Source organism: Streptomyces sp. NPDC048584 (assembly GCF_043199595.1).
GTDB lineage: Bacteria > Actinomycetota > Actinomycetes > Streptomycetales > Streptomycetaceae > Streptomyces > Streptomyces edwardsiae.
This window is the reverse complement of record NZ_JBICWF010000004.1, coordinates 290,730-315,376: the sequence shown is the minus strand read 5'-3', so window position 1 is coordinate 315,376 and position 24,647 is coordinate 290,730. Positions and strand designations below refer to the sequence as shown.

Annotated in this window: 19 protein-coding genes; 5 read left to right on the top strand and 14 right to left on the bottom strand. The window is 74.1% G+C overall.

Going from position 1 to position 24,647, the window contains the following annotated elements; all coding sequences use genetic code 11:
• Window positions 1-5 precede the first annotated feature (5 nt).
• The 5 genes from ACGFR9_RS11770 to ACGFR9_RS11750 all read right to left on the bottom strand — a co-directional run bounded on the left by ACGFR9_RS11770 (window position 6) and on the right by ACGFR9_RS11750 (window position 6,370).
• On the bottom strand, window positions 6-1,703 hold the full coding sequence (locus ACGFR9_RS11770; protein ID WP_030218128.1) for a trypsin-like peptidase domain-containing protein: 1,698 nt from the start codon (window positions 1,701-1,703) through the stop codon (window positions 6-8).
• Window positions 1,700-2,041, bottom strand: a complete 342-nt coding sequence (locus tag ACGFR9_RS11765; protein ID WP_037893058.1) for a CU044_2847 family protein — start codon at window positions 2,039-2,041, stop codon at window positions 1,700-1,702. Before ACGFR9_RS11765 ends, ACGFR9_RS11770 begins: the two co-directional genes overlap by 4 nt.
• 73 nt (window positions 2,042-2,114) lie before the next feature.
• Window positions 2,115-3,482 carry a carboxyl transferase domain-containing protein gene (locus ACGFR9_RS11760; RefSeq protein ID WP_037893060.1) on the bottom strand — a complete coding sequence of 456 codons (1,368 nt, stop codon included), beginning with the start codon at window positions 3,480-3,482 and terminating at the stop codon, window positions 2,115-2,117.
• The gene (locus tag ACGFR9_RS11755; protein ID WP_393205906.1) at window positions 3,475-4,959 is read right to left on the bottom strand and encodes an acyl-CoA synthetase; all 1,485 of its coding nucleotides are present in this window, start codon (window positions 4,957-4,959) and stop codon (window positions 3,475-3,477) included. The genes ACGFR9_RS11760 and ACGFR9_RS11755 overlap by 8 nt, the downstream gene beginning before the upstream one ends.
• A 64-nt stretch (window positions 4,960-5,023) precedes the next feature.
• On the bottom strand, window positions 5,024-6,370 hold the full coding sequence (locus ACGFR9_RS11750; RefSeq protein ID WP_393205903.1) for an SLC13 family permease: 1,347 nt from the start codon (window positions 6,368-6,370) through the stop codon (window positions 5,024-5,026).
• 180 nt (window positions 6,371-6,550) lie between these two features.
• Between ACGFR9_RS11750 and ACGFR9_RS11745 the strand changes: the two genes are divergently transcribed.
• Window positions 6,551-7,258: a FadR/GntR family transcriptional regulator gene (locus tag ACGFR9_RS11745; protein WP_393205900.1), complete on the top strand. Its 708-nt coding sequence runs from the start codon at window positions 6,551-6,553 to the stop codon at window positions 7,256-7,258.
• 4 nt (window positions 7,259-7,262) lie between these two features.
• Here the strand turns inward: ACGFR9_RS11745 and ACGFR9_RS11740 are convergent, their stop codons facing one another.
• On the bottom strand, window positions 7,263-8,336 hold the full coding sequence (locus ACGFR9_RS11740; protein ID WP_393205897.1) for a MerR family transcriptional regulator: 1,074 nt from the start codon (window positions 8,334-8,336) through the stop codon (window positions 7,263-7,265).
• A 134-nt stretch (window positions 8,337-8,470) separates the two neighbouring features.
• On the opposite strand from ACGFR9_RS11740, the gene ACGFR9_RS11735 reads away from it, so the two are divergent.
• The gene (locus tag ACGFR9_RS11735; RefSeq protein WP_393205894.1) at window positions 8,471-9,343 is read left to right on the top strand and encodes a RimK family alpha-L-glutamate ligase; all 873 of its coding nucleotides are present in this window, start codon (window positions 8,471-8,473) and stop codon (window positions 9,341-9,343) included.
• A gap of 2 nt (window positions 9,344-9,345) precedes the next feature.
• Here ACGFR9_RS11735 and ACGFR9_RS11730 read toward each other — a convergent pair whose 3' ends face one another.
• The 4 genes from ACGFR9_RS11730 to ACGFR9_RS11715 form a co-directional block, all read right to left on the bottom strand.
• Window positions 9,346-11,352, bottom strand: coding sequence for a hypothetical protein (locus ACGFR9_RS11730; RefSeq protein WP_393205891.1), 2,007 nt, complete (start codon window positions 11,350-11,352; stop codon window positions 9,346-9,348).
• Between the two features lie 174 nt (window positions 11,353-11,526).
• Window positions 11,527-12,120, bottom strand: a complete 594-nt coding sequence (locus tag ACGFR9_RS11725) for a hypothetical protein (RefSeq protein ID WP_393205888.1) — start codon at window positions 12,118-12,120, stop codon at window positions 11,527-11,529.
• 100 nt (window positions 12,121-12,220) lie between these two features.
• Window positions 12,221-13,156: a hypothetical protein gene (locus tag ACGFR9_RS11720; protein WP_393205886.1), complete on the bottom strand. Its 936-nt coding sequence runs from the start codon at window positions 13,154-13,156 to the stop codon at window positions 12,221-12,223.
• 1 nt (window position 13,157) lies between these two features.
• Window positions 13,158-13,598, bottom strand: coding sequence for a hypothetical protein (locus ACGFR9_RS11715; RefSeq protein WP_393205883.1), 441 nt, complete (start codon window positions 13,596-13,598; stop codon window positions 13,158-13,160).
• Window positions 13,599-13,721: 123 nt separating this feature from the next.
• Between ACGFR9_RS11715 and ACGFR9_RS11710 the strand changes: the two genes are divergently transcribed.
• The 3 genes from ACGFR9_RS11710 to ACGFR9_RS11700 all read left to right on the top strand — a co-directional run bounded on the left by ACGFR9_RS11710 (window position 13,722) and on the right by ACGFR9_RS11700 (window position 20,042).
• On the top strand, window positions 13,722-18,248 hold the full coding sequence (locus ACGFR9_RS11710) for a CHAT domain-containing protein (RefSeq protein ID WP_393205880.1): 4,527 nt from the start codon (window positions 13,722-13,724) through the stop codon (window positions 18,246-18,248).
• Between the two features lie 169 nt (window positions 18,249-18,417).
• Window positions 18,418-19,191 carry an IclR family transcriptional regulator gene (locus ACGFR9_RS11705; protein ID WP_393205877.1) on the top strand — a complete coding sequence of 258 codons (774 nt, stop codon included), beginning with the start codon at window positions 18,418-18,420 and terminating at the stop codon, window positions 19,189-19,191.
• Window positions 19,188-20,042 carry an SMP-30/gluconolactonase/LRE family protein gene (locus tag ACGFR9_RS11700; RefSeq protein WP_393205874.1) on the top strand — a complete coding sequence of 285 codons (855 nt, stop codon included), beginning with the start codon at window positions 19,188-19,190 and terminating at the stop codon, window positions 20,040-20,042. The genes ACGFR9_RS11705 and ACGFR9_RS11700 overlap by 4 nt, the downstream gene beginning before the upstream one ends.
• Window positions 20,043-20,220: 178 nt before the next feature.
• On the opposite strand, the gene ACGFR9_RS11695 is transcribed toward ACGFR9_RS11700, so the two are convergent.
• From ACGFR9_RS11695 to ACGFR9_RS11680, 4 genes are read right to left on the bottom strand one after another with little or no spacing between them, the layout of a single operon-like run.
• Entirely contained in the window at window positions 20,221-21,624 is a 1,404-nt protein-coding gene (locus ACGFR9_RS11695; RefSeq protein WP_393205871.1) for an FAD-dependent oxidoreductase, read from the bottom strand.
• Entirely contained in the window at window positions 21,614-22,795 is a 1,182-nt protein-coding gene (locus ACGFR9_RS11690) for an MAB_1171c family putative transporter (protein WP_393205868.1), read from the bottom strand. The genes ACGFR9_RS11695 and ACGFR9_RS11690 overlap by 11 nt, the downstream gene beginning before the upstream one ends.
• 31 nt (window positions 22,796-22,826) lie before the next feature.
• Window positions 22,827-23,993, bottom strand: coding sequence for an MAB_1171c family putative transporter (locus ACGFR9_RS11685; RefSeq protein ID WP_393205866.1), 1,167 nt, complete (start codon window positions 23,991-23,993; stop codon window positions 22,827-22,829).
• Window positions 23,990-24,508 (bottom strand): toxin, encoded by a 519-nt coding sequence (locus ACGFR9_RS11680; protein WP_393205863.1) that lies wholly within the window; start codon window positions 24,506-24,508, stop codon window positions 23,990-23,992. The genes ACGFR9_RS11685 and ACGFR9_RS11680 overlap by 4 nt, the downstream gene beginning before the upstream one ends.
• Window positions 24,509-24,647: the final 139 nt, after the last annotated feature.

Sequence of the window (24,647 nt, the reverse complement as noted above, 5' to 3'; positions counted from 1 at the left end):
GCGGATCAGGCGACGGGGGAGTGCAGGGGCGCGGCGGTCTCGGGGAAGCAGCGCGGGTCGTCCCACAGCAGCTGTACGTCCCTCGCCCAGTGCCGGTCCGCCTCGTCGGCGGCGTCCGCGGTCAGGCGTAACGACAGGACGTGGTGCGGAAGATCGGCGGGCGGGACACCGGCGACGGACTCGGTGAGCTCGTCGAGGAACGCCTCGCCCGAGCAGGGGCCCTCGTGGCCGGCCTCCGGGCAGCCCGTGCGGGACCACAGCAGTACGGGAACGGGGACGGTCAGGCCGACCTCGAAGTGCTGTCGTGCGGCCGCGGGGGACGCGGCGAAGCCGATCAGGTCCGCGCCGTCGTCCCACAGCCGCTTGCGCAGACTCTGCGGCCGTTCCGGCGTGCCGCACCCGATGCGGTGCACGGCCGCCGCCGCACCCCCGTCCAGCTTCCGCCACTTCTTGTGGAGCTGGTGGCGCAGCCGGCCACCGCGGTGGCGGATGTGGTCCGTCACCACCAGCGGGTAGGCGCAGCCGAGCGGAGTAGGGTCGTCCGCGCCGCATTCCCAGCGCGCCACCGGTTCGTTCAGTCGGCCGCGCGGCAGGACGAAGGTGAGCAGCTCGTCGGCTCCGGGGGCGAGCTGCGTGACGGCCTCGTCGATGTGCTCCTGCACATAGGCCCGCACCCCGGACCACGGCAGCCGGCGGGCGCCCACGGGGCGGCGCCGTCCGTCGCGGTACGCGGACACCTCGACGGTGACCTGGTCGGGGCCGGCCCCGCTGTGCTCGATGTCCACGACGATGGGCGACCAGGCGACGGGCCGTCCGGGCGATCCGTCCGGGGCCGCGTCACCCGGGCCGCCCCGCTCGCCGGGGCCGTCCAGCAGCTCCCGCACTCGCGCGGTGAACCGGGAGAGCGCCTCCGGCGCGGACACCTCCCACTGCACGTACGCCGCCGCCGACGCCAGGGAGCCGAACCCGCCCTTCGGCAGGGCGGGGCCGAAGGCACCCACGGCGTCGACGTACAGCCGGTCGTGGTCGAGCGTCCGCCCGTTTTGCTCGGCCCGCCGCACGAGGCCGTACAGCTCCCTCAGCTCGTCCGGGGTGTGGCCCGGGGTCGGCACCAGCTCGCCCAGACCGCTCCAGTAACGGGCCATGACCTCGGTGGGCAGCATGCGGCCCGCGCGTACGTCCCGGCCACCCGCGACGGCCGTGACCATGCCGACCACGGCACCGTCGGCCAGCGTCACCGCCGCCCCGCTGAATCCGTCGGCCAGCGGCTGTCCGTGCCCGGAGGCCGCCTCCAACTGCACCCATTCGCCGGCGATCAGGGGGCCGGGCACCGCTCGGTACAGCGCGAGGGCGCCCTCGTCGTAGCCCCGGGGGAAGCCGTACGCGACCAGCTCGGGCGAGGGGATGTCGCGCTCCGCGCCGGGCGACGCGAAGACGGCCGGGGCGAGCGGCACCTCCCGCTCCAGCTCCAGTACGGCCACGTCGCCGGGGTCGGTGCCGCCGCCGCGCCAGCCGCCGTGGACCGCCACCGTCGCGGCGACCACGCCCAGTTCGGCGCGGTTGGGAAAGCTCACGGACACCGCCGACGTGCCGCTCCCCGCTACGACGTGGGCGCAGGTGAGTACCTGACGCGCCGAGACGAGGAAGCCCGCGCCGACCGCGTTCCCGCACTCGATCCGGGTGTGCCAGGCAGCGCTGCTCATCGACGGCCGGCGACCTCGTGGTCCGGCTCGGGCACCCAGCTCAGCTTGACGACCAGATGCCCCTCCGCCGAGCCCTTGGCGATGACGGCACCGGCTTCCGCGGTCAGTTTCACTCCGAACTCCAGTTCCACCGCGTCCGGTCTGAGGGAGCCGTCGCGGAACACCCGCAGCGCGGACTCGGCCGCCGCCCGTACGCCCTCCAGGGAGCCCTCGAAGGTGCGCGCCGCCTGCGCCGGGCCGTTGCCGCGCGAGACGAGCCGGGCCCCGGACGCGTCCTGCACCCCCTCCACCACGACCATCGCGCCGCTTTCGGTCGTGAACTGCATCAATCCGTCCATGGCGCGACGCCCCCCGTGGTGTGCGACTGTGGTGAACTCCTATGCTACGCGCGGTGGTTGCCGTGTCACGAGGTCAGTCGGCCGGTTGCTCCTCCGTGCGGACCGCCGCTCCCGCCACTCCCCGGACCACCCCCAGCTCCACCAGGTCCTGTGGGCGGACGCGGAGCCGGTCCGCCGTGCTTTCCACCTCCTCCGCGGGTCGTTTCAGGATGGCCGCGGCGAGTTCCGGGGCGATCACCGAGAAGTAGCTGTCGGGGGTGGCCCAGGTGTTGCCGGGGGCCGCCAGGGCGAGGGCGCCGCCGGAGCCGCCCTCGCCGATGACCAGTGTGGTGAGCGGTGTGCGGGCCTCGGCCACCGCGGTGAACAGGTCGGCGATGGCGGCGCCCGCGCCCTGGCGTTCCGCCTCCGCGTCGTTCGCCGCGCCCGGGGTGTCCACCAGCGTCAGCACCGGGATGCCCAGCCGGTCCGCGAGCCGGATCAGCCGGGCAGCGGTGCGGTACCCGGCGGGACGGGTGGCCGCCCCGGTCTGCGCCGCGTAGGCGACCGTACGGCCCTCGTGCTCGCCGAAGCCGCACAGCATGCCGTCGGGATCCGTGCCGCCGCGGCGGTCGCCGGAGATGCTGAGGCGGGAGGTGAGAAACGCGTCCAAGTAGGCCCCGGCGCGCGGCCGTTCGGGTGCGCGGGCGCGGCGGACCGCGTCCCGGCCGGTGGCCGGGAGGTCCGCCCTGCCCAGCGCGGGCGGTGGCGGGACCGGGGCCGTGGACGGGCGGGTCAGCAGCCGCAGCCAGCGGCCCAGTGTCTCCCGCAGCTCCTCCGGCCGCACCAGCGCGTCCGCCGCGCCCGCCGCCACCTGCGCCTCGGCCGTGTACGCCGCCGGGTCCGCGTCCGCCGGACGGACCCGGGAGCCGGCGAAACCTACCTGCGCGCCGGGCAGGGCGAGGACGATGTCGGCGCCCGCGCCCAGGGTGGCCCAGCCGCCCCCGGTCGTCGGGTCGCGCACCACCGCGACCTGCGCCAGTCCGGCCCGGCGGGTGAGCGCCGACTCGCGGGCCACCCGCTGGAGTTGGGTGAGCGCGAGCATGCCCTCCTGCATCCTGCTCCCGCCCGTGGCGACCAGCGGCACCACCGGCAGCCGGTGCACCCGCGCATGCGCGTACGCCGCCTCCAGCCGGTCGCCGGTGCGTTCGCCGAGCGAGCCGCCGAGGAACCCGAACTCGAACACGACGAGCACGGCCCGTGTCCCCCCGACGCACGCGGTGCCGCAGATCACCGACTCCCGCTCCCCGGTGCGCTCGGCGGCGCGGGCGTGGGCGGCGCCGTAACCCGGCCAGCCGAGCGGGCCGTCGGGGGCGGACTCCCGTGACGGGTACGGGAGTTCGGTGAAGGTGCCGGGGTCCGCGAGGAGGGCGACGACCTCCCGCGCGGACAGCCGGTCAGCCATGTCCCAGCGCCCGCTTCATGATCTTGCCCATGTCGTTGCGGGGCAGCGCGTCCAGATGGTGCAGCACGCGCGGCCGCTTGTGCGGGGCGAGCCGCCCGGCGACGTGCCCGGCCAGCTCCTCCAGACCGGGCGGTGACTGCGGATCCGCCGGCACCACCCACGCCACGATCCGCTCGCCCAGATCGGCGTCCGGCTCCCCGGTGACCGCGGCCTCCCGCACCCCCGGATGCTCCAGCAGCGCGTTCTCGATCTCCCCCGCCCCGATCTTGTACCCGCCGCTCTTGATCAGGTCGGTGGCCTTGCGGCCGACGATCCGGACACAGCCGTCGGCGTCCCGCACCGCCATGTCCCCGGTGCGGAACCAGCCGTCGGCGGTGAACGCGGAGGCCGTGGCGTCCGGCCGGTTGAGGTACTCCGTGAACAGGTTCGGCCCGCGCACCTGGATCTCACCGACCGTCTCACCGTCGTACGACGTCACCGGCGACCCGTCCTCCTCCACCAGCCGCAGCTCCACCCCCGGCAGCGGCACCCCCACCGTGCCCGGACGGGCCTCGCCGTCCACCCGTACGGCGGGCCGGGGGTCCGGGGGTGTCCACCGGGACGAGCACAGCATCAGGGTCTCCGTCATGCCGTACCGCTCGATGACCCGGCGTCCGGTCGCCGCCGCGATCCGCTCGTGGTCGTGCACCGGGAGGGCGGCGGAGCCGGACACCAGCAGGCGCGCCCCGGCCAGCGCCTTCACCAGTCCGGGTTCGGCGGGCAGGGCCTCCGCGAGACGGTGGTACATCGTCGGCACCCCGAACAGCATGGTCGCGCCGCCCCTCAGCTCGCGCGCCACACCCTCCGTGCTGAACCTGCCCAGGTGCCGGACGGAGCCGCCGCGCCGCAGCGGGCCGAGCGTGCCGAGCACGAGACCGTGCACATGGAACAGCGGCAGCCCGTGCACCAGCACGTCGTCGCCGGTCCACCCCCAGGCGCCGGCGAGGGCGTCCAGGGTGGAGGCGATCGCACGGCGCGGGATGACGGCGCCCTTGGGCGGTCCGGTCGTACCGGAGGTGTAGACGATCAGCGCGGGGTCCTCCGGGCCGCGCGCGCCGTCGTCCGGGAGCGCGCCCCGGGCCGCCGGGTCCACATCGAGGCGGGGCAACCCGTCGAGTGGGCCGGGGAGTTGCGAGCCGGGCGCGGTGAGCACCAGGTCCGGGGCGCTGTCGGTCAGGATGTGACCGAGTTCCCGCCCGCCCGACTTCGGGTTGAGCGGTACGACGGTCACCCCGGCGACCAGCGCCGCCGTGACCGCGACCGCCGTCTCCAGCGCCGGTGTGGCCCACACCGCGACCCGGCGCGCCCCCTTCAGTTCCCCGGCCACCGCTCCGGCCGCCGGGGCGAGCTCCCCGTACGTCAGTGAGCGCTCGCCGAAGCGCAGGGCGGGCCGGTCGGCGGCAGCGCCGTCGGTCAGGGCCGGGAAGAGAGAGGTCACGCGTCGTACTCCTTAACCATCCGTCGTGCTTGCCAGGCTGCCAGGTACTCGTCCCGCCCGGGACCTAACCCCACCCGGGCACGACCATCACCAGCCACACCACCGCCGGAACCGTCGCGACCACGATCCCGCCGTACGCCATCAGCTGCCGGAAGAAGCGCTCGCGGTCGACGTCCGGCGCGGCGGCCAGCACCAGTGCGCCGTTCGTGGAGAACGGACTCACGTCCACCACCGTCGCGGACACCGCCAGCGCGGTCACCATGCCCACCGCCCCGATCTCGCCCTGCGCCAGGAACGGCACCGCCAGCGGGATCAGCGCGCCCATGATGCCGACGGAGGAGGCGAACGCGGACACGATCCCGCCGATGTAGCAGAGCAGCACCGCCGCGAGCAGCGGGACCCCGATGCCGCCGACGCCCTCACCGGCCCAGGTGATGGTGCCCATCTCGTCCAGGACACCGACGTAGGTCAGCACACCGCAGATCAGCAGGACCGTGGGCCAGGCGATCTCGGAGACCGCCTTGCGGCTGTCGTCCGGCCAGGCGGCGCTCAGGACGACCGCGAGGGTGATCGCGGTGAGACCGGCGTCCAGGTCGAAGCCGAGGACGGCGACGACGAGGGCGGTCAGGGAGACGAGGGTGGCGATGACGGGAGGGGTGAGCCGTACGGCGTCGGGGCGGGTGGTGACGACGGTGCGGGCGGGGGCGGTACGGGTGGTGCCACCGCCCTCGCCTCCCTCGCCGCCCTCGCCGGTCGTGGCGCCGGAGCCGCCGCTCCCGCCGGTGTCCTCCGGCACCGCCCCCTGACGCCACAGCTTCAGCCCGCCGCAGACGACGAACACCACCCCCGCGATCACGAGGTTCACCAGCAGCGAGCCGAGGAACAGCGTGATCTCGCTGCCCGGAAGCTTCTCCCGCTCGACGATGCCGTTGACGATCGAGCCGTAGATGCTGATCGGGGAGAAGCCGCCGGCCTGGGCGCCGTGCACCACCATCGCCCCCATCAGCAGCGGGCTGATGCGGTACCGGGCGGCGAAGCTCAGCGCGATCGGCGCGACGATCGCGACCGCCGCCGGGCTGACCGCGCCGATCGCGGTGAGCGCGCCGGTGAGGGCGAACATCACCCAGGGGATCAGCGCGACCCGCCCCCGCACCAGCCGTACGGCCGCGTGCACCAGCCAGTCGGTGGTGCCGTTGGCGCGGGCGATGGCGAACAGATACGTGACGCCGACCAGGACGACGAAGAGATCGCCGGGGAATCCGGCGAAGACGCCGTCCGCGTCGAGGTCGGCGACGAGGGTGCCGACCCCGAAGGCGGCGGCGAAGGCCAGCGCGCCCATGTTGACGGAGCGGGTGGTGGCGATGACGAACACCACCGCCAGGACGAGGATCGAGATGAGTTCGGGGGACATGCGGGGGCTCCCGAGTGGCTGAGTGGCTGAACCACTTGTCCGCTGGAGTGGCGTGGTCCGTTTGGTCGGACAGCGTGCGGCCCCGGACGGGAGCCGTCAAGGGGTCGCGCAGGAATTGGCTCAGCCACTCGGCCACCGTGCGGGCGCCGGTGCTAGTCTCCCGACGAGAGGGGGACCTTCGTGACCGACGCCCTGCGCCCCATGACGAAACAGCGCCTGTACGAACAGGTGCTGGACCGCTTGCGCCAGTACGTCACCGAGGGTGGCCTGCGGTCCGGTGACCGTCTCCCGCCCGAGCGGGACCTGGCCCAGCGGCTCGGTGTCAGCCGCGCCTCGGTGAAGCAGGCGATCGTGGTCCTCGAGGTCCAGGGCCTGGTGGAGGCCCGCCACGGTGGCGGCACCTATCTCGTACGGGACAGCCTCGACGTGGAGCCGGTCGAGCGGATGGTGGAACGCCGCCGGCGGCTGCCCGACGTACTGGAGGCGCGGGAGGCGCTGGAGACGAAGCTCGCCGAACTGGCCGCCGAACGCCGCACCGACGACGACCTCGCGGCGATGCGGTCGGCGCTCGCCCACATGGCCGAGGAGATCGAGGCGGGCGGCGGAGGAGTGGAGGGCGACCGGCTGTTCCACGCGGCGGTGACGGCGGCCGCCCACAGCGGTCTGCTCGCGGAGTTCATGCGCTCCATCGCCGAGCAGATCGCCGAGAGCCGCACCGAGTCCCTGCGCCAGCCCGGCCGCCCGCACCGCTCCCTGGCCCAGCACCGGGCCATCCTCGACGCCATCGCCGAGGGCCTCCCGCGTCAGGCGGCCACCGCGATGCGCCGCCATGTCCGTACGGTCGCCAAGGTCCGCCTCCTGGACTGGGACCCGGAGACGGACCGCTGACCCGTCAGGCCGCCGCCTCCACGACGTCCGCCGTCACACAGGCGATGTTGTCCGGGCCGCCGGCCTCGTTCGCCGCGGTGATCAGGGCCAGGACCGCCTCGTCCGGGGTCGGTGAGACGGTGAGGACCTCCTTGATCGTGCCGTCGTCGACGACGGCCGGCAGGCCGTCGGAGCAGAGCAGATAACGGTCGCCCGGGTGGGCGTCGTGCAGGCGGAGGTCGGGGGCGGACGTCGTGGCCCCGGTGCCGGTCAGGGCCTTCAGCAGCAGGGTGCGCTCGGGGTGCGAGGCCGCCTCCTCGGGGGTCAGCCGGCCCTCGTCGAGCATCGACTGGACCACCGTGTGGTCGTGCGTGATGCGGAACAGTTCGCCGTCGCGCAGCAGATACGCGCGGGAGTCCCCGATGTGCACCAGCGCCAGCCGCGAGCCCGTCCAGAGCATGGCGGTGAGCGTGGTGCCCGCCTCCTCCGTACCGCCCGCAGCGTCCCGTACCGCCCGCGTCGCCCCCTGTACCGCCTCCTCCAGCACATTGAGCACCCCGCCCGCCGGTATCTCCCGGGTGTCCAGGAACCGCAGCGCCTCCACCGCCGCGCTGCTCGCCGGCGCGCCCGCCGGACCGAACCCGTCGGCCACGGCCAGCAGCCGCCCGCCCGCGTACGCCGTGTCCTGGTTGGCGGGGCGGATGCGGCCCCGGTCGGAGTGGGCGCTGTAACGCAGCTCCAGCGTGTTCATGGTGATGTCCCTTCCCGATTCTTCCGTGAGGTGATCGACAAGGAACGCGGCGAGGTCCCGCCGTACGGCCGTCTCCGCCTCCACCCGGGCCCAGTACGCCCGGATCTCCACGGCGGCCGCGGCGGCGTCGAGGGAGCACACCCGGCGGATGCCGGCCAGCGGCATGCCCACCCGCCGCAGCCACGCCACCAGCCGGGCCGGCTCCAGCTGCTCCGCCGCGTAGTAGCGGTACCCCGTGTGCGGGTCCACCCGGGCGGGGCGCAGCAGGTCCAGCTCGTCGTACAGACGCAGTGCCTTCGGCGACAGCCGGCACGCCTTCGCGAAGGCGCCGATCGTCAGCATGTCCATCTCCCGCTCCCTTCCGCGTTCCGCCACCGATGCTGAGGCTTCACCGAAGGTGAAGGTCAAGCGGCCTGTCGCGGTTCCCGACCGGGTTGTTAGCCTGCTCCTCGCTCAGCTGTTCGTGCGAGAGGTGAGACATCGTGCCCCGTATCGCCCTGGTGACCTGCCGGCCCGGCCCCGACATCTCCGAGGACCGGGATCTGCCGGGGTTGGTGCGCGCGCTCCGGGAGGCGGGGGCGGAGGCGTCCGCCGAGGTGTGGGACGACGACGGCGTCGACTGGGCCCGCTTCGACCTCGTCGTGATCCGCTCCACCTGGGACTACAGCTGGAGGTCGGCGGAGTTCACCGCCTGGGCCGAGCGGTGCGGCGCGCTCACCCGGCTGGCCAATCCGGCGGACGTGGTGCGCTGGAACACCGACAAACGGTATCTGGGGGACCTCGCGAGGGCCGGGGTGCCGGTGGTGGACACCCGGTACATCGCGGCGGGCGACCCGCTCGACCTCCCCCACGACCGCGAGTACGTCGTCAAGCCCACCTCCGGCGCCGGCGCCCGGTTCGCCGCCCGCTACACCCCCGACGAGCACGACACGGCCGTACGGCAGTTGCGGCGCATGCACGCGGAGGGGTTCACCGCGATGGTGCAGCCGTACATGCGGGGCATCGAGACGGCCGGTGAGCGGGCGCTGCAGTTCTTCGGGGGGAATCTGCTGCACGCGAGCCGCAAGGGTCCGGTCCTCGCGCCCGGTACGCCGTACGACCAGCGCAAGGTGGCCCATCCCGGGCTGACCGACTGGACCCCGTCCCTGGCCGACACCGCCCTCGCGAGAAGGGCGCTGGCCTTCGTGCCGGGCCGGCCCGAGCTGCTGTACGCGCGCGTCGACGTCGTGGACGACGAGGACGGGCAGCCGCGCGTGATGGAGCTGGAACTGGTCGAGCCGAACCTGTTCCTGTGGCTGCACCCGGAGTCGGCGCCGCGCGTGGTGGAGGAACTCCTCAAGACCGCGGCCGGCTGACGTCAGGCGGCGTGGAAGCCGTCCCCGTACCCCGATACACAGACCGGGCGGAAGCCCAGGGCGTTCAGTTCGTCGAAGGTCTGCTGGTACGCCGCCGCGTCCAGGCCGTGCCGGGCGTGCCAGTGGCCGCCCTCCGCCCGCTGCCAGAGGGCGGCGTAGCGGGCGATGCCGGTGTCGCTGTAGCCGCTGACCCAGGCGAGCCGGTGTCCGGCGTTCACCAACTCGTCGAACGTCTTCTGGTATCCGCCGCCGGTGAGGCCGTGCCGGGCCTCGAAGGCGACACCGCCCTGCTTCTCCCAGAGGGCGGCGAACCGGACGTCCACGTTGACCCGGTAGCCACTGACCTGCCGCAGGACGTAACCCCGTGCGGTGAGCTCGTCGAACGTCCGCTGGTACTCCACCCGGGACAGGCCGTGCCGGGCCTGCCACTCGGGGCCCTCGCGCTGCTCCCAGATCGCCGCGAACCGTGCCTCGCCGTCGATCGCGTAGCCGCTCACGGTCCGCAGCCGGAAGCCGCGTGCCGTCAGGTCGTCGAAGACGGCCTGGTACTCGGCGCCGGTCAGGCCGTGCCGGGCCTCCCAGGGCGGGCCGTCGCTCTGCTCCCACACCGCGTTGTAGCGGGCGTCGCGGCCCTCGCTGTACCCGTTGACCGAGGTGAGGCGGAATCCCTGCGCCGTCAGCTCGTCGAAGGTGCGCTGATAGGTCTCGCCGTCGATCCCGTGCCGGGCCTGCCAGGCGCCGCCGCCGTCGTGGTGTTCGAACAGGGCGGCGAACCGGGTCCGGAAGCGTGACATCGTCACGGGAGTGCCGCCGGCGAGCGCCCCGGCGGCGTTGTAGATGTCGGTGAAGTCGAGGTGCACGTCGATCTGGGTGCCGACGGTGGCGCCGGCCAGGGTCGGGGCCGGCCCCGGTGCCACGAACAGCCGCAGGTGGCCGCCGCCGTCCAGGAACATGCCGTTCACGTCGTGCCGTCCGTCGGAGAGGTAGGCCGAGCCGAGGCGGGTCGGCTGCCCCGGCCGGACGAAGTCCTCGCTGCGGCGCAGCAGCACGCGGAACGTGTTGCCCAGGACGTCCATCCACCAGTTCCCCAGCCAGCACGCCTCGTTCTGCACGAACGCCGGGTCGACGACGTCCGTGATGTACCAGGCGGAGGCGATCCGCCAGGTCGGGTCGTTCTCGTACCGGATCTCGATGAAGTGGTTCTCGCCCCAGTGGTTCTTCGCGAGGAACACCCGGCGGGTGCGGTCGTAGCCGATCAGCAGCAGGACATGGCCGCCCTGCGGGGGCGGGAGGTGGGTGACGTCGCAGACGACCTCGCGCCCGGACGCGAGCGTGTTCTCGATGGCCTCGACGGTCGGGTCGGTGTTGAACCAGCCGGCGGCCCGGTACCTGGCGTTCACGCGGGCGAGGAGCGGGATGTGCTGTTCGCAGAACTCCAGCGCGTCGAAGTCCTCCTGGCTGACCAGCGCCTGCTCGCCGGGCAGGCCGAGTACGGGGAGGATGTCGAGCAGCGCCTGCTGACTGGGCAGGTACGGCGCGGCCCCCTCGGGCGGAGCGGCGTTCTCCGTCAGCTTCTTGACGATGTCACCGCTGCCCTGGAAGCCGGTCAGCGAGGAGTTGTTCTCGACCGGCTGGGCGACGTTGCCCTGCTCGTCGCGGCTGAGCGCGAACGCCTTGCCCATGTGGAAGACGTACTCCTCGGACACGTCGATGGGCGTGCCGAACTTGCGCCGGTAGGCCGCCTCCAGCGCGGCCGCGCCCGCGAACGCCCAGCAGGTTCCCCGGTCGTTCTGCTGTTTGAACGGGGACTGGAACTCCGCCAGCGAGACGACGTCCGGAGTCGGCGCGGGCGGGGTGGGCCCAAGTGGCTTGACCCGGTCGAGACTTACCGCGAGGTCCCGGGTCCTGGCCATGAGGGTGGCGTGGGCGTCGGGGGGCAGTACGGGAGACCTCAGCAGAGGCGATCGCGGCGGTGCGGTGGCCAGCGAGAGTTCATCGGTACGAGGCATGGGAACCCCTCGTGGTAGTGCGGGAGATGGCGAACGCCGACGGGTCCTGTCCGCCGGACGCGTTCGCGGAGTGCGCGCGTGCACGATGGGCTGCCTCCATCATCTCCCCGGGTAGGGCGCGCTGCCACTCGGTCCCTCCCGCTCAGCGGTGGAGACCGCCGCCCCCGCGCCGCGTCATGCCACCGTCGTACGCTGCAGCAGTCCCCAGGTGAACTCCGCGACCACCTCGTGGTGTGCGCCGGTCCTGTCCGGGGCGGTGAAGGCCAGTCCCCACCGGGTCGGGGCCGTGCCCTCCAGGGGGCGGGCGGGGGCGAAGGCGCGGACGGCCTCGTCGACCGTGCAGGACCAGGGGGTGAGGTCCTCCAGCGTGCGGAGGGCGGGGAGTTCGGCGTTCGGCGCGCGGACCAGCCACTCGTTCCACACCGCGCCGCCCGCCGCCGGGGTCAGCACCTCGAAGCGCAGGTCGGGCCAGAGCGGGACCGGCCACTGCCACGCCTCGCAGTCCAGGTCGCCGATCCGGCGCGGGGTGCGGGACTCCGGCTCGCCGAGGACGGAACGGTAGCGCGAGAGGGCCGGGCGGGGGCGCGGCGAGCGGACCATCGCCTGCCAGCGCCGGTTGGCCTCGCGCATGTCCGCGAGGGAGACGCCCAGCCGGTGCCGTGCCTCCTCCACCGGGCCGGGATGGTGATCGGCCATGCGGCGCAGCAGCACGAGCTGGAAGTCGAGCGGGGTGAAGGGGGACGGGGTTCTGGAGGGCACGCCGTCCATCATCGGGCCTTTCGGCCGGGGAGCGGCGAAACCCCCGCGGGGCGGGGTACGGGGAATCACCGCCGGCGGGCGCGAGGGCGAGGCCGCCGCTCCCGTCGCGTCAGGGCCCCGCGGGCGGCGTCGACGGCGTCAGGGCGCTGGTGACCGCGTTTCCCGTGGAGGCGGCGAGGGTGCCGTGGTGCGGTATGCCGAGGCTGTCGGCGAGGTCCGTACCGTGCAGGCGCACCGCGGCGTCGAGAAGTCGTGCGTAGGTCGCCGCTGTCGTCCGGCCGCGGTGCCGGGCGGCCGCGGCGAGGGACGCCGCGAGGAGGAAGGCCGGCCAGGACAGGATCCCGGCGAGGGCGTAGAGGACGCTCCAGCCCGCCAGGCGGGCGGCGCCGGACAGCTCGCTCCGGACGGCGACGATCTCCGTGCGCGCCGTCTCGGGGAGGACGACCCACAGATACGGCCATGCCAGGTCCAGGTCGAGGCCGTGCTCGCGCCGGGCGCGGACCGCCACCGCGTTGACCCGGTCACCGATCCAGGTCGGCGTGGCCGGGTGTTCCGGTGCGACGCGGAGCAGTTTCCGGTGGGCCGCGTCCAGGCCGTCGGGGTCGCGCGGCCGCCCGTACCGGACAGCGTCCACCTCGCGGTCGTGCGCCCGCTGGAAGTCCCGGCGTCGTTCCTCCCACGTACGGCGCCGGTGGTCGACGCGTCCTCGCACCAGCCTCCGGAGCGGGCGGAGCCGGGTCCGCCGGCCGTCGGCGAACCAGAACGACTCCACGAGCGCCGCGATGCCCCCGACGGCCATGCCGATCACGGCCGCGGCGGCGGTGGCGACCGCCAGGAGGACGACGAGCCCACCCGTCGAGCGCAGCCGACGGGACTCGGACCAGGCCGTGAGCCGGTCGTCCAGCCGGTCGAAACCGAAGGGGTGGCTCCAGCCCCAGGTGTGCGCCACGGTCAGGGCCACCAGATACAGGGCGCCGGGGACCACCAGCAGCTCGAACCAGCGCCCGGCGACCCGCTTGGCGAACTCGCTCAGCACATTGCCCAAGTCAGTACAGCCTTTCCTGTTTCAGCCGCACGCCGAAGACGGCGCAGTCGGGCACCGGGCCGTCACCGTCGTGCGGGACCCAGAGGCGGGAGCAACGGCCGTGTGGGCAGAGGTGGACCACGGAGGCGGGCCGGGGGTCGTCCCCGCCCGGGAGCCTGCCGTTGTCCACCCCGCGGACGGCGCCGTAGATGCCGCGGCCCTCGTGGGCCAGGACCGTGCGGTGGATGGTGAGGACGTCGTCGGCGACCGCCTCCTCGCCGTCGCGCAGACGCTCCGTCAGCCGGTCCAGGGACTCGGTGTCTCCGTACCGCCGCAGCCTGTCCCCCAGGTCGTCGAGCCGTTCGCAGACGTGCGCCAGACCGTCCCGGACCTGGTCACCGGACGGCTGCGTACGGCGGGCGGCCGGGGAACGGCCGTCGCCGCGCAGGGGCGGAGTGCTCACGGCGCCTCCTGATATGGATCGGACAATACCGATCGGAATACCCAAAGCATCCTGCTTTCATGTGAGTTGAGGGATGGGCAGGGGAAGTGATGAGGGGGGTGATCCGCGACGGGGAGGAGCATCATGAGCGAGGACGGCACGTCCGCGGTGGCCGCTCGGCTGAGGCAAATCCTCATGAGCGGGGATCCGGCCGCGGCGCCGGACCCGGAGGCTCTCGCGGACGCCGAGTGGCTGGAGGGCCGCCTCCGGGAACTCGACGCCGAAACGCTCGAGGCCTGTGCGGACGCGCTCCTGCCGCACTTCCTGAGGGGGGACGGGAACATCCCCGGGCCGTTGCTCCCCCTGCTGGCCGACGCGGCGGAGCCGGTGGCGCGGGAGTGGCTGGCACAGGCCGGGAACACGGACGACCCGGCCCTCCACGGGCGGGTGGCCGAGGTGTGGCAGCGCGTCGTGGCGGCCACCGGCGCCGGCCACCCGCGGTGTCCGGAGCGTCGTGTGCTCCTGGCCCTGGCCCTGTGGGGGCTCTACGGCACCACGCGGTCGGGCGATGTGCTGGACGGCGTTGTGGAGGCCGCCCGGCAGGCGCTGGACGTGCTGCCGGAACCGGGGGAAGGACGAGCGGCGATGCTGTCCCTCCTGCGCATGGCACTGTGGGACCGCCACCGCTCGGCGAGAAGCGCCGGGGGGCGGCAGTCCGCCCGGTCGCGCGCGGACCTCGACGAGGTGATCGAGACGGGACGGCAGGTCCTGGACCTCGCCGGCGCCCTGGATGCCTCCTCCGGCCATGTCCGGGCGCTGCTGGCGGATCAGTGGGAAGCGCTGCGGACGCGTTACGGCGCGACCGGGACCGCGGCGGACCTGGCCGATCTGACGGCCGTGGCCCGGCGGCGGGCCGAACTGACCGCCCCCGGCACCCCGGACCACGCCGATCGGCTGGCGGACCTCGGGATCTGCCTGCGCATCCGCTTCCTGCGCACCGGCGAGCCCGGCGTGCTGGACGAATCCATCGAGGTCGACCGCCGGGCCGCCCGGTCCACCGGGCGGGGGAGCCCGCGACGGGCCCACCGTTTCTCCCATCTCGGCGTCTCGTTGTTCACCCGCTTCGAGAAAAGGGGCGGGGCCCGCGACCTCGAGGAGGCGGTGGACGCGAGCCGGACCGCCCTGGCCGCGCTGCCCGCCACGCACGCGGAGCGCCCTGTCTTCCGGGGGAACCTGCTGGTCGCCCTGCGGGCGCGCTCCGCACGGTCGTCCGGCACGGCCGACCACGACGAGATCATCGGCCTCCTGCAGCAGGGGGCGGACGAGGAGGGCGCGGGACCCGGCCGGACGGACGCCGCCCGGGCCGGTGAAACCCGCGGGCAGTTGGCGGAGCTCCTCCTGGCGCGTCATCTGCGTACCGGCGCGGTCGACGACCTCACCCGCGCGATCACCCACGGACGTGAGGCGCTCCGGTGGCTTCCCGGGGACCACGCGGGACGCCCGGCCACGGCGCACGCCCTGGCCCAGGCACTGACGGCCCGAGCCTGGCTCTCCGGGGACCCGGTCCTTCTCGACGAGGCCGTCGGGACCTACCGGCACCTCGCCGGACTGCCCACCGCCACCGACGCTTTCCGCCGGACGGCCCAGGCGTCGCTGGCGGCGGCCTTGTGGACCCGCCACGACCGGACGGGCGACCGGGCGGACCTCGACGAGGCCGTCACCCAGTGGGAGGAGGTCACCCGGGAGCGGACCCGGCCGGTCGTCGGGGACGAACTCTTCGCCCAGTGGCTGTCCGCCTCCGCCGAACCCCTGCGTAAGCGCTTCGAGCGATACGGCACCGACACGGACCTGACCAGGGCGATCGCCCTGGACGAACGCGCGCTGGACATCATGCCCGCCGGGAGTACGCGGCGCCCCGGCGTCCTGGTCTCCCTCGGCGCCTCACTGCGGGCGCGTTTCGAGCGGACGGGGCGGACCGCCGACCTGGACCGGGCGCTCGCCCTCGGCCGGGAAGGTGTACGGGACTCCACACCGGCCGGTCCGTCCGACCGCGCCGGTGCGCTGGGGGAACTCGGCATCACCCACCAGGTCAGGTTCCGCCGGTTCGGTGACCTGGGGGATCTCGACGCGAGCGTCGAGCGGTTGCGGGACGCCCTCGCGGCCGACGAGGACGCCCCCTGGCGCAGACCCCTTCTGTTCTCCGCCCTCTCCACAGCCCTGAGCACCCGCTACGCCCACACAGGGGCGACGGCGGACCTGGACAGCGCCATCGACGCCGGACACCGGGCGGTGCGGGCACTGCCGGAAGGCCACCCCAGCCGCGGCATCCGGCTGAGCCATCTGGGAGTCGCCCTGCAGGAGCACTCCGAGCGCCAGGACCGGGTCGCCGGGCTGGAGGCGGCCGTGGTCCTGCAACGGCAGGCCGTCGAGGCGCTGACCGAAGGCCATCCCGGCGCACCGGGAGTGCTCTCCAACCTCGGCACCGCCCTGCTGGCGCTCCACCGGCGCACCGGCGCGGTCGCCGACCTGGACGAGGCCGTCACGGTCCACCGGCGCTCACTGGACCGGGCACCCGAGGACGACCCCGGGCGGGCGGGCACGCTCTCCAACCTGGGCGGCGCCCTGCGTGCCCGGTACGCCCTGACCGCCGTCCCGCAGGACCTGGACGACGCGGTCTCCGTGCAGCGGGAGGCGCTCGGTCTGACCCCCGAGAACCACTACGAGCGGGTGATCCGTCTGCACAACCTCGCCCACCCGCTGCTCGAACGCCACGCGCGCACCCGCGATCCGCGGGATCTGGGTGAGGCCGTCACCCTGTTCGTGGACATGGTGTCCTCGCGGACCGCCCCCGCGGCGGTCCGGATACGCGCCGCGTGGACGGCGGCCGCGATGACGGCCCGCTGGAGCAGGCGCCACGCCGCGCGTCTCCTGGATGCCGCGGTGCGGTTGCTGCCCGAGGTGGCACCGCGACGCCTGGACCGCGACGACCAGCAGCACGGACTCGGGCAGTTCGCCGGGCTGGCCGCCGACGCCGCGGCGCTCGTGCTGGGCGGACCGGGCAGCGATCTCATGGCCTCCCTGGGCCTCGGGAACGATGAACCGAGCTTCATCACCTTCTCCGGTCGCAGCCCCCTGCTCCTGGCCGGAACGGACGGGAGCGACGAGGGCGAGGGCACCGACGGGCAACGACGTGCGGCCCGGGCACTGGGACTCCTGGAACTCGGCCGGGGCGTCCTCCTGGGCCAGGCCCTCGACACCCGGGACGACGCCCTGACCCTGCTTCGCGCCCGGGATCGCGGACTGGCCGAGAAGTACGTGGCGCTGCGCGACGCCCTCGGGCGCGTGCCCGCGGGACGCGAGGCCTCCGCCGCGCTGTTCGCCGGCCCCGTGCGCCAGGACCAGCCGCGCCCGGAAGACCCCGACCGGCAGGAACTGGCGCGGGAGTTCGCGGCGGTCCAGGACCGGATCCGTGCTCTCGGAGGGGATTTCGAGCGGTTCGGACTGCCCCCTACGGAGCAGCGGTTGAGGGACGCGGCCCGTCACGGACCGGTGGTGATCGTGAACGTCAGCCGGTTCGGCAGCCACGCGCTGCTGTTGACCGGCGGCGACGTCAGGAGCCTGCCGCTGACCGGGCTGACGCCCGAGGCGGTCACCGACCGGGCCACGGCCTTCCATCAGGCCCTGAGCGATGTCGACGATCCGGACCACCCGGATCCGGTCGCGGCGCAGGCGGTGCTGCACCGGACCCTGGAGTGGCTGTGGGACACCGTGGCCGGACCCGTGCTCGACGACCTCGGGATCACCGGGGGACCCGGTGACGTCCCGCCGCCCGCCGGTGAACTGCCGCGCGTCTGGTGGGTACCCGGCGGAGCCCTGAGCCGGCTGCCGCTGCACGCTGCGGGACACCACCGGGACCGGGCGGACGGCACGACGCCGCGCACGGTGATGGACTGGGCCGTCAGTTCCTACACACCGACCGTACGGGCACTGCACCACGCGCTCGGGCGAGCCGACGCGCCGCCCGTTCCCGCGCCGCGCACGCTCGTCGTCGCGGTGCCGGGGCAGCCCGGACCGCGGTATCTGTCCACCGCGGACGACGAGGCCGCCCTGGTGGCGGAGCACGCGCCGGGGACCACGCTGCTGACCGGCCGGGACGCACCGGCGGGAGGACCGGCGGCTCTTCCCACCGTGGCCAACGTCCTGCGCGGCCTGCCCGAGGCCACGGTCGCGCACTTCGCCTGCCACGGCCTGACCGATTCCCGCGACCCCTCGCACAGTCACCTCGTCCTGCGGGAGGACCCTCCGGGCACGTCCGGCGCGTTCACCGTCGCGGACCTCGCCGCCGTCGACCTCTCCCGCGCGCGCCTGGCCTACCTGTCCGCGTGCCGGACCGCCGTCGTCGACATCGCCGGACTCCAGGACGAGTCGATCCATCTGACCTCGGCCTTCCTCATAGCGGGCTTCCCGCACGTGATCGGGACGCTCTGGCAGGTCCAGGACGACGCCGCGTACGACATGGCGGACACCTTCTACCGGGAGCTACGGGCCCGGACGGCCTCCGGCCTCGCGCTCCCCGAGTCCGCACGCGCCCTGCGTGCCGCCGCCGTGGCGGCGCGGGACTCCCTGCGGGCCCCTTCCCTGTGGGCGGCGCACATCCACACGGGAGCCTGAACCCGGCCGGGCCCGCAGGGGGGACCGCGTGTGCGGTGACGACGCCGTCCGAATCCGTGCCGTTGCCCACGGCGACCCGGATGGCTAGCCTGTGTGTTCGCCATTCCGATCGCCTGTTGAAATCTCGAACGACGCAGGCGCCTGAGACACATTAGGGAGGGGGCCGGTCGTGGGACGCCTCGTACCAGCCGTGACCCGGGCTCTCGACATTCTCGAGCTCTTCCTCGACGGGGACGGCACGCTCTCCGCCCCCGACATCGTGCGCCGGCTCCAGCTGCCGCGCACCACCGTGCACGAGCTGGTGACCACGCTGGCCGCCCGGAAGTACATCGTCCCGGTGGCGGGCCAGCCCGGCCGCTACCGGCTCGGCGTACGCCCCTACCAGCTCGGCGCCCGTTACGCCGAACACCTCGACCTCGCCGCCGAGGGCCAGCAGGTCGCCCGCTCGGTCGCCGAGACCTGCGACGAGACGGTGCATGTCGCGATACTGGAGGACACCGACGTCATCTACATCGCCAAGGTGGACTCCACCCACGCGGTGCGGATGGTGTCGGCGGCCGGCCGCAGACTGCCCGCCCACTGCACCTCCGTCGGCAAGATGCTCCTGGCCTCCCTTCCCGAGCAGGAACTCACCGCGCGCATCCCCGGCGACGCCGAGCTGGACGCGATGACCCCCAACAGCATCACCGACGTGGCCGCCCTGCGCGAGACCCTTGCGGAGATCCGCGCCCGGGGCGTCGCCGTGGAGAGCCGCGAGTCCAATCCGGACGTGTCCTGCGTCGCCGCCCCGGTGCGCGACCGTACGGGGCAGGTGGTGGCCGCGCTGTCCATCTCCGTACCGATGATCCGCTGGAGCGACGAACGGCTGGGCGAGCTGGAGCAGCTGGCCGTCAAGGGCGCCGCCGAACTGTCCGAGCGGCTGGGCCACAGGAGCGTCGCATGACACACACCTTCGACGTCGCCGTCCGCGCGGAGGCGGCCCTCGGCGAGGGCCCCACCTGGGACCCGGCCACCGGCCGCCTGCTGTGGATCGACATCCTCGGCTCCCGCGTCCACACCTACGACCCCGCCACCGGCCGGCGCACCGTGCTCCGCACCGACCAGCACGTGGGCGCCGTCAAGCCCCGCGCGGGCGGCGGACTCGTCCTCAACCTGCGGGACGGCATCGGGCTGCTCGACCCCGACGGCGCCTTCCGCTGGCTGCACCGGGAGGTCGTTCCCGGCCGCCGCGCGAACGACGCGGCGGTCGCGCCGGACGGGAGCCTGTTCGCGGGCACGATGCGGTACGACGAGGCGCCCTGTGGCGGCACGCTGTCCCGCGTCACCGGTGAGGGCAGGGTGGACGTCCTGCTGGACGACGTGGCCGTCAGCAACGGGACGGGCTGGAGTCCGGACGGGCGGCTGATGTACTACATCGACTCGCCGACCCGTCGTATCGACGTCTTCGACGTGGGGGCGGCGGACGGCCGTATCACGAACCGGCGTTCGTTCGCCGCGATCGAGGAGGGGGCGGGGTTCCCGGACGGGCTGTGCGTCGACGCCGAGGGCTGCGTCTGGGTCGCCCTGTGGGACGGGGGTGCGGTGCGGCGGTACACCCCCTCCGGCGACCTGGACCGGGTGATCCCGCTCCCCGTCCCTCTCGTCACGGCCTGTGCCTTCGGGGGGCCCGACCTGACGGACCTCTACATCACGACGGCTCGGGTGGGGCTCGAGGCCCCGCATCCCCTGTCGGGGTCCCTGCTGGTGGTCCGGGGCGCGGGCAAGGGGGTGCCCCAGCCCTCGTTCCAGGGCTGATCCCGCCCCCGGCGCCCCTTCCCGTCCCGACACTGGGGCTCCGCCCCAGACCCCGCTCCTCAAACGCCGGAGGGGCTGAACTCCCAGCCCCTCCGGCGTTTGAGGAGCGGGGGTCCGGGGGCAGCGCCCCCGGGGACGGGACGGGAAGGGGCTCCGGGGGCGACGAAGACCCCCCGGCTCACACCCCCGTACGGTCCAGGTCCCGCAGGACCCCGCGTTCGTCCGCCGTCAGCGGGGGGTTGACGGACGGGGGGAGGGGCGAGCCCGTCAGGGCTGCCAGCAGGGCTGACGGGTGGAGGATGCGGGCCGGCGACGTGCGCAGACTCGAGACGTCCCAGATCGCCGACGCCGCCGCGTACGACCCCGTCGCCACGCGGGTCAGCCGCCGGGTGTAGGCCGTCAGCGCGCGGTCGGCGAGGGGCGGCGGGGCGGCGCCCCGGGTGCCCGGGTAGCGGGCGTCCTGGCTCACCGCCAGGGTCCACGCCGGGTCCGCCGCCCGCGCGGCCGACCGGACCACCCGCCGGCCGAGACCCGGCGCGCCCGGCCCGCCCCGCGCCAGCTCCCGGCTCAGGGCCCGCGCCCCGAACGCCGCCACCGACATCCCGTGGCCGTACGCCGGGTTGAACGTGGCGAGCGCGTCACCGAGGACGGTGAAGCCCTCCGGCCAGTGCGGCAGGCGTTCCAGATGGCGGCGCACGTTGCTGGTCGAGCGGCTCAGATGGACGTCGGAGAGGGGTTCGGCGCCGGAGATCAGGCGGCCGACGATCGGGTCCGGGAGGTCGAGGGTGTAGCGCAGGAAGCCGTCCGGGTCCGCCGGGGGTTCGCCGCCGCGGGAGCCGCCGCAGCTGGCCAGCCAGCGGCCGCCCTCGATCGGCATGACCATCGCGCTGCGGGCCGGGCGGGACAGGTACGGGTTGGCCTGCACGATCGTCAGGGGGAACCGTTCGGCACCGGACGGGATCCGGTACAGGCGGGACGCGTTGACCAGGCCCGGGTCGACCGCCTGCTCCTCCACGCCGGTCAGTCCGAGACCGTTCAGCCAGCCGGTGACACGCGTTCCGCGGCCGCTCGCGTCCACGACCAGGTCCGCGTCGAGGTCCGTGTCGCCGCCGGGCGTCGCGACGCGCACCCCGCGCACCCGCGCCGCCGTGCCCGTCAGGCCCACCACCGTCGCCCTGCGGATCTCCAGCGGCACCTGCTCCCGTACGGCCGTACGCACCACCCAGTCCAGCAGCGCCCGGCTGCAGGTGAACATCGCCGGGCCCTCGCGCCGCCACCGCCGCAGCCAGCCCTCGGACGTGAGCGCCAGCATGCCCGAGGTGAGCGGGATCTCGTGCGCCCCGGCGGCCAGCAGCCGGGCCCGCAGCCCGGCGCCCGGCAGCAGTTCCTCCATGACGTCCATGCCGCCCGCCATCAGCAGATGCGCGTGCCGCCCCTGCGGAAGCCCCTTGCGGTGCTCGGGGCCGTCCGGCAGTTCGTCGCGGTCCAGGACGATCACCTCGTCCACTCCCGCGCGGGACAGCACGGCCGCGGCCAGCAGGCCGGCCAGACCGGCACCGATGACGACAGCTCTACGCGACATGGGGCTCCTCGGGTTCGGTCATGGTTCGGGTCAGGGACGGCGGCGCGCCGTGCAGGGCCCGCGCCAGCTCCACCAGCCCGCCGGTGCCGGAGACCTCGGTGGCGTGCAGCCGGTAGCCGCCGTCGGGGTCGGGTGGTTCCTCGCGGGCGGCGGCCCGGCGTGCCGCGTCGGCCAGCATGGCCGCCTCCGCGGCGAGACGCGCCTCGTGCGGGGAGCGGCCCGCGAGCAGGGCCGTGTCCCGGGCCCGCTCACGGACCCGGCGGTCGAAGTACGGTGCCAGCGCGAGCAGTCCGTCGTGGATGGACACCTCACGCCACTGGAGCCGCGCCTGCGGCAGCTGCCACCAGGACGCCCCCGGCCGGGGCGCGGTCGACGCCGACCGCACCAGGTACCACAGCGGGCCCAGCCGCCGGTAGTCGCCGAACCCCCGCCACTGCGCGCGGGCGGCAGGCAGCAGCCTCGGCAGCGCGAACCCCGCCGAGCAGAGCAGCGCGGCCAGCGACGCCATCGGCGGGGCCACCGTGGTGGACAGGAAGTCCAGATCGTGACCGTACCAACGGGCCACGACCGCCGTGTACTTGGTGAGCTGGAACCCCACCACGTCGAGGAGCGCCCCCACGAGGATCAGCCGCAGTCCGACCCGCAGCAGCCCCCGGACCTCGCGCCCCCACTTGACGCAGACGGCGCACATCACGAGCATCGCCGCGCTGTGCCCGACCAGGTAGAGCAGGATCATCTCCCGCATGAACGGGGTGTTGGCGTAGTAGGTGTCGAGGTCGGTGAGCCGTTCGGTGTCCGCGTCGGCGAGCAGGAACAGGACGACGACGACGGCCACCAGCAGCCCGTAGGCGGCGACACTGCGCAGCACCATGCGCCGCACCCGCTCCCGGGATCCGCCCCGCCAGTTGATCAGCAGCACCAGCACCGCGCAGCTGTACGCGCAGAGCATCCCGTAGGTGAGCGGGGCCCCGAAGTTGGGGACACCGGTGAGGGAGTTGACGGTGGCCAGGGTGGCCGGGGCGGCGCATACGAGCACGAGGGCGCCCAGGATGATCGCCGCGCAGGTGGACAGCGTCAGCGGGTCCGCGAGGGTGGCCCTGCGCGGGCGGCGGAACAGCAGCACGGACGTCATGCCGAACACGAAGGCGGCCAGGTAGACGACGAGACTCACAGCGGCCGCGTCCTCTCGTCCGGGGCCCGGTTCACGCGGTCCGCGCCGTGGTCGTGACCGAGGCGGCCGCCGGCGCCGGGGCGGTCAGCGCGTCGGCGATGCGGACCAGGGCGGCCGGGTCCGGCACCCGGCCCGGGAGACGGCCGCCGTCGTCGCCCGCCGGCGTCCGGGCCGGGTCCGCCTCGTCGCGCACCGCCGCGCGGATCACCGCCGCCCAGGCGGCCGCCTCCGCCCGCTCCGAGTCGTCCGTCGCTTCCCGTGCTTCGGCGAGGGCGCGGTCGTACAGATCCCGGTCGACGTACGGGTCGAGGTGGCTCAGCGCGTTGTGGACGCTGGTCTGCCGCCACATCAGCCGGGTCGTGGGGGAGGCGAACCTGGGCCGGGGCAGCCGCAGCGCCCGGCGGGTGAGGAGGTCGTCCAGCGTCCGCTCCAGCGGTTCGAGACGGGCGTACGTCCGCCGTGCCCGCCGCCACTCGGCGATCCGGGGCGCCGCCAGCGGTACGAGCACCCCGACGACCGTCAGCAGGGCGCCGAGCCCGGCGGCGGCCGGGGAGACGGTGGTGCCGAGCCCCGACCAGTCCCGTCCGGTCCAGCGCGCGCCCACCGCGGCGAGCTTGGCCACGCTGTACCCGCCCCCGCACAGCGACCCGGCGCCGAGCAGGATCAGCCCCGCCCGCAGCCCGCCCCGCACCCGGCGTGCCCAGTGCAGCGCCATGACGGAGGTGACGGTCACGGCGGTGAGGTGCGCCAGCAGGTACAGCACGATCATCTGGGCGATGAACGGGGTCGTCGCGTAGTAGGTGTCCAGGTCGGTACGGCGTTCCTCGGGCGCCTCGCCGAGGACGAACATCACCGCGATACCGAGGACGACGACGGCGTAGGCGAGCATCCAGCGGCGGGCGGTGCGCCGCACCCGGGGTCCGCCGCGCCAGTGCACGACGAGGACCTGGGACGCCGCGCAGTATCCGGTGATCGCCACATAGGTGAGGGGCGCCGCGAGGTTCGGCACCCCGCTGACGTCGTTGACGGCGCCGACCGTGGGCGGCGCCCCCAGGAAGAAGCACAGCCCCGCAAGGCCCAGCACCGCGCAGAGCGACCGCAGATACGGGTCGCGCCGGTGCCGCAGCAGATCGGGCGCCCTGACCAGCAGTCCGAGCCACAGCGCCCCGCAGCTGACGTAGTTGAGCAGACCGCTCATCCTTTCGTCCCGCGGTAGTTGAGCGCGGCCCCGATCCGTCCGGCGAGGTCCCGCGGATGGCCGGGGTCGCCGCCCTCCGCGGCGTACACGGAGTCGGTGGAGGCCTCCAGCCAGATGCGCAGCCGGCTGCCCATCAGCATGGCGAAGCGGTCGGCCTCCTGTTCCTCCACCAGGCTGAAGTCGGTGCGGGCGGCGACCGGTCCCGGCCGTCCGGCGCCGGTGTCCGCGGCGCGGCGGTTCATATGCCACACCTCATGGCAGAGGATCACGATCTGGTGCCATACGGCGGCCCGTTCGTCGACCACCACGTCGTCATGACTCTCGCGCTCCAGCCACAGCCCGCTCGCGGTGTGCGGGGGGAACGCCGCCCGGTGGACCCGTACGTCCCGTCCGCGCCATGCGCCGACGGAGGCGACGAGCGCCTCGAACAGCACCTCGGGTTCGGCCGGCACCGCCACCCGGATGGGGTCGATGAGGGCGTCAGCGAGACGACGCATCTCCTTCCTGGTCCGCACCGCTGTCTCCCTGTTCCCCTGGGTGTTGCCCGGTCATCAGTGCAATATGCCAAGTCCGGTGCCGTCCCGGCCAGTTCCCTGTGCGACACATTCACTCGGTGACGGCGGTCCCTCCCCCGGACGGGCACCGGACGCGGAA

What these genes read in the sequence shown, in the direction of transcription:
- ACGFR9_RS11725 (WP_393205888.1), bottom strand. Translation starts at nt 12,120, where the DNA reads ATGGACGGCGTGCCCTCCAGAACCCCGTCCCCCTTCACCCCGCTCGAC.
- ACGFR9_RS11710 (WP_393205880.1), top strand. Translation starts at nt 13,722, where the DNA reads ATGAGCGAGGACGGCACGTCCGCGGTGGCCGCTCGGCTGAGGCAAATC.
- ACGFR9_RS11740 (WP_393205897.1), bottom strand. Translation starts at nt 8,336, where the DNA reads ATGGACATGCTGACGATCGGCGCCTTCGCGAAGGCGTGCCGGCTGTCG.
- ACGFR9_RS11750 (WP_393205903.1), bottom strand. Translation starts at nt 6,370, where the DNA reads ATGTCCCCCGAACTCATCTCGATCCTCGTCCTGGCGGTGGTGTTCGTC.
- ACGFR9_RS11760 (WP_037893060.1), bottom strand. Translation starts at nt 3,482, where the DNA reads ATGGCTGACCGGCTGTCCGCGCGGGAGGTCGTCGCCCTCCTCGCGGAC.
- ACGFR9_RS11695 (WP_393205871.1), bottom strand. Translation starts at nt 21,624, where the DNA reads ATGTCGCGTAGAGCTGTCGTCATCGGTGCCGGTCTGGCCGGCCTGCTG.
- ACGFR9_RS11685 (WP_393205866.1), bottom strand. Translation starts at nt 23,993, where the DNA reads ATGAGCGGTCTGCTCAACTACGTCAGCTGCGGGGCGCTGTGGCTCGGA.
- ACGFR9_RS11765 (WP_037893058.1), bottom strand. Translation starts at nt 2,041, where the DNA reads ATGGACGGATTGATGCAGTTCACGACCGAAAGCGGCGCGATGGTCGTG.
- ACGFR9_RS11700 (WP_393205874.1), top strand. Translation starts at nt 19,188, where the DNA reads ATGACACACACCTTCGACGTCGCCGTCCGCGCGGAGGCGGCCCTCGGC.
- ACGFR9_RS11770 (WP_030218128.1), bottom strand. Translation starts at nt 1,703, where the DNA reads ATGAGCAGCGCTGCCTGGCACACCCGGATCGAGTGCGGGAACGCGGTC.
- ACGFR9_RS11730 (WP_393205891.1), bottom strand. Translation starts at nt 11,352, where the DNA reads ATGCCTCGTACCGATGAACTCTCGCTGGCCACCGCACCGCCGCGATCG.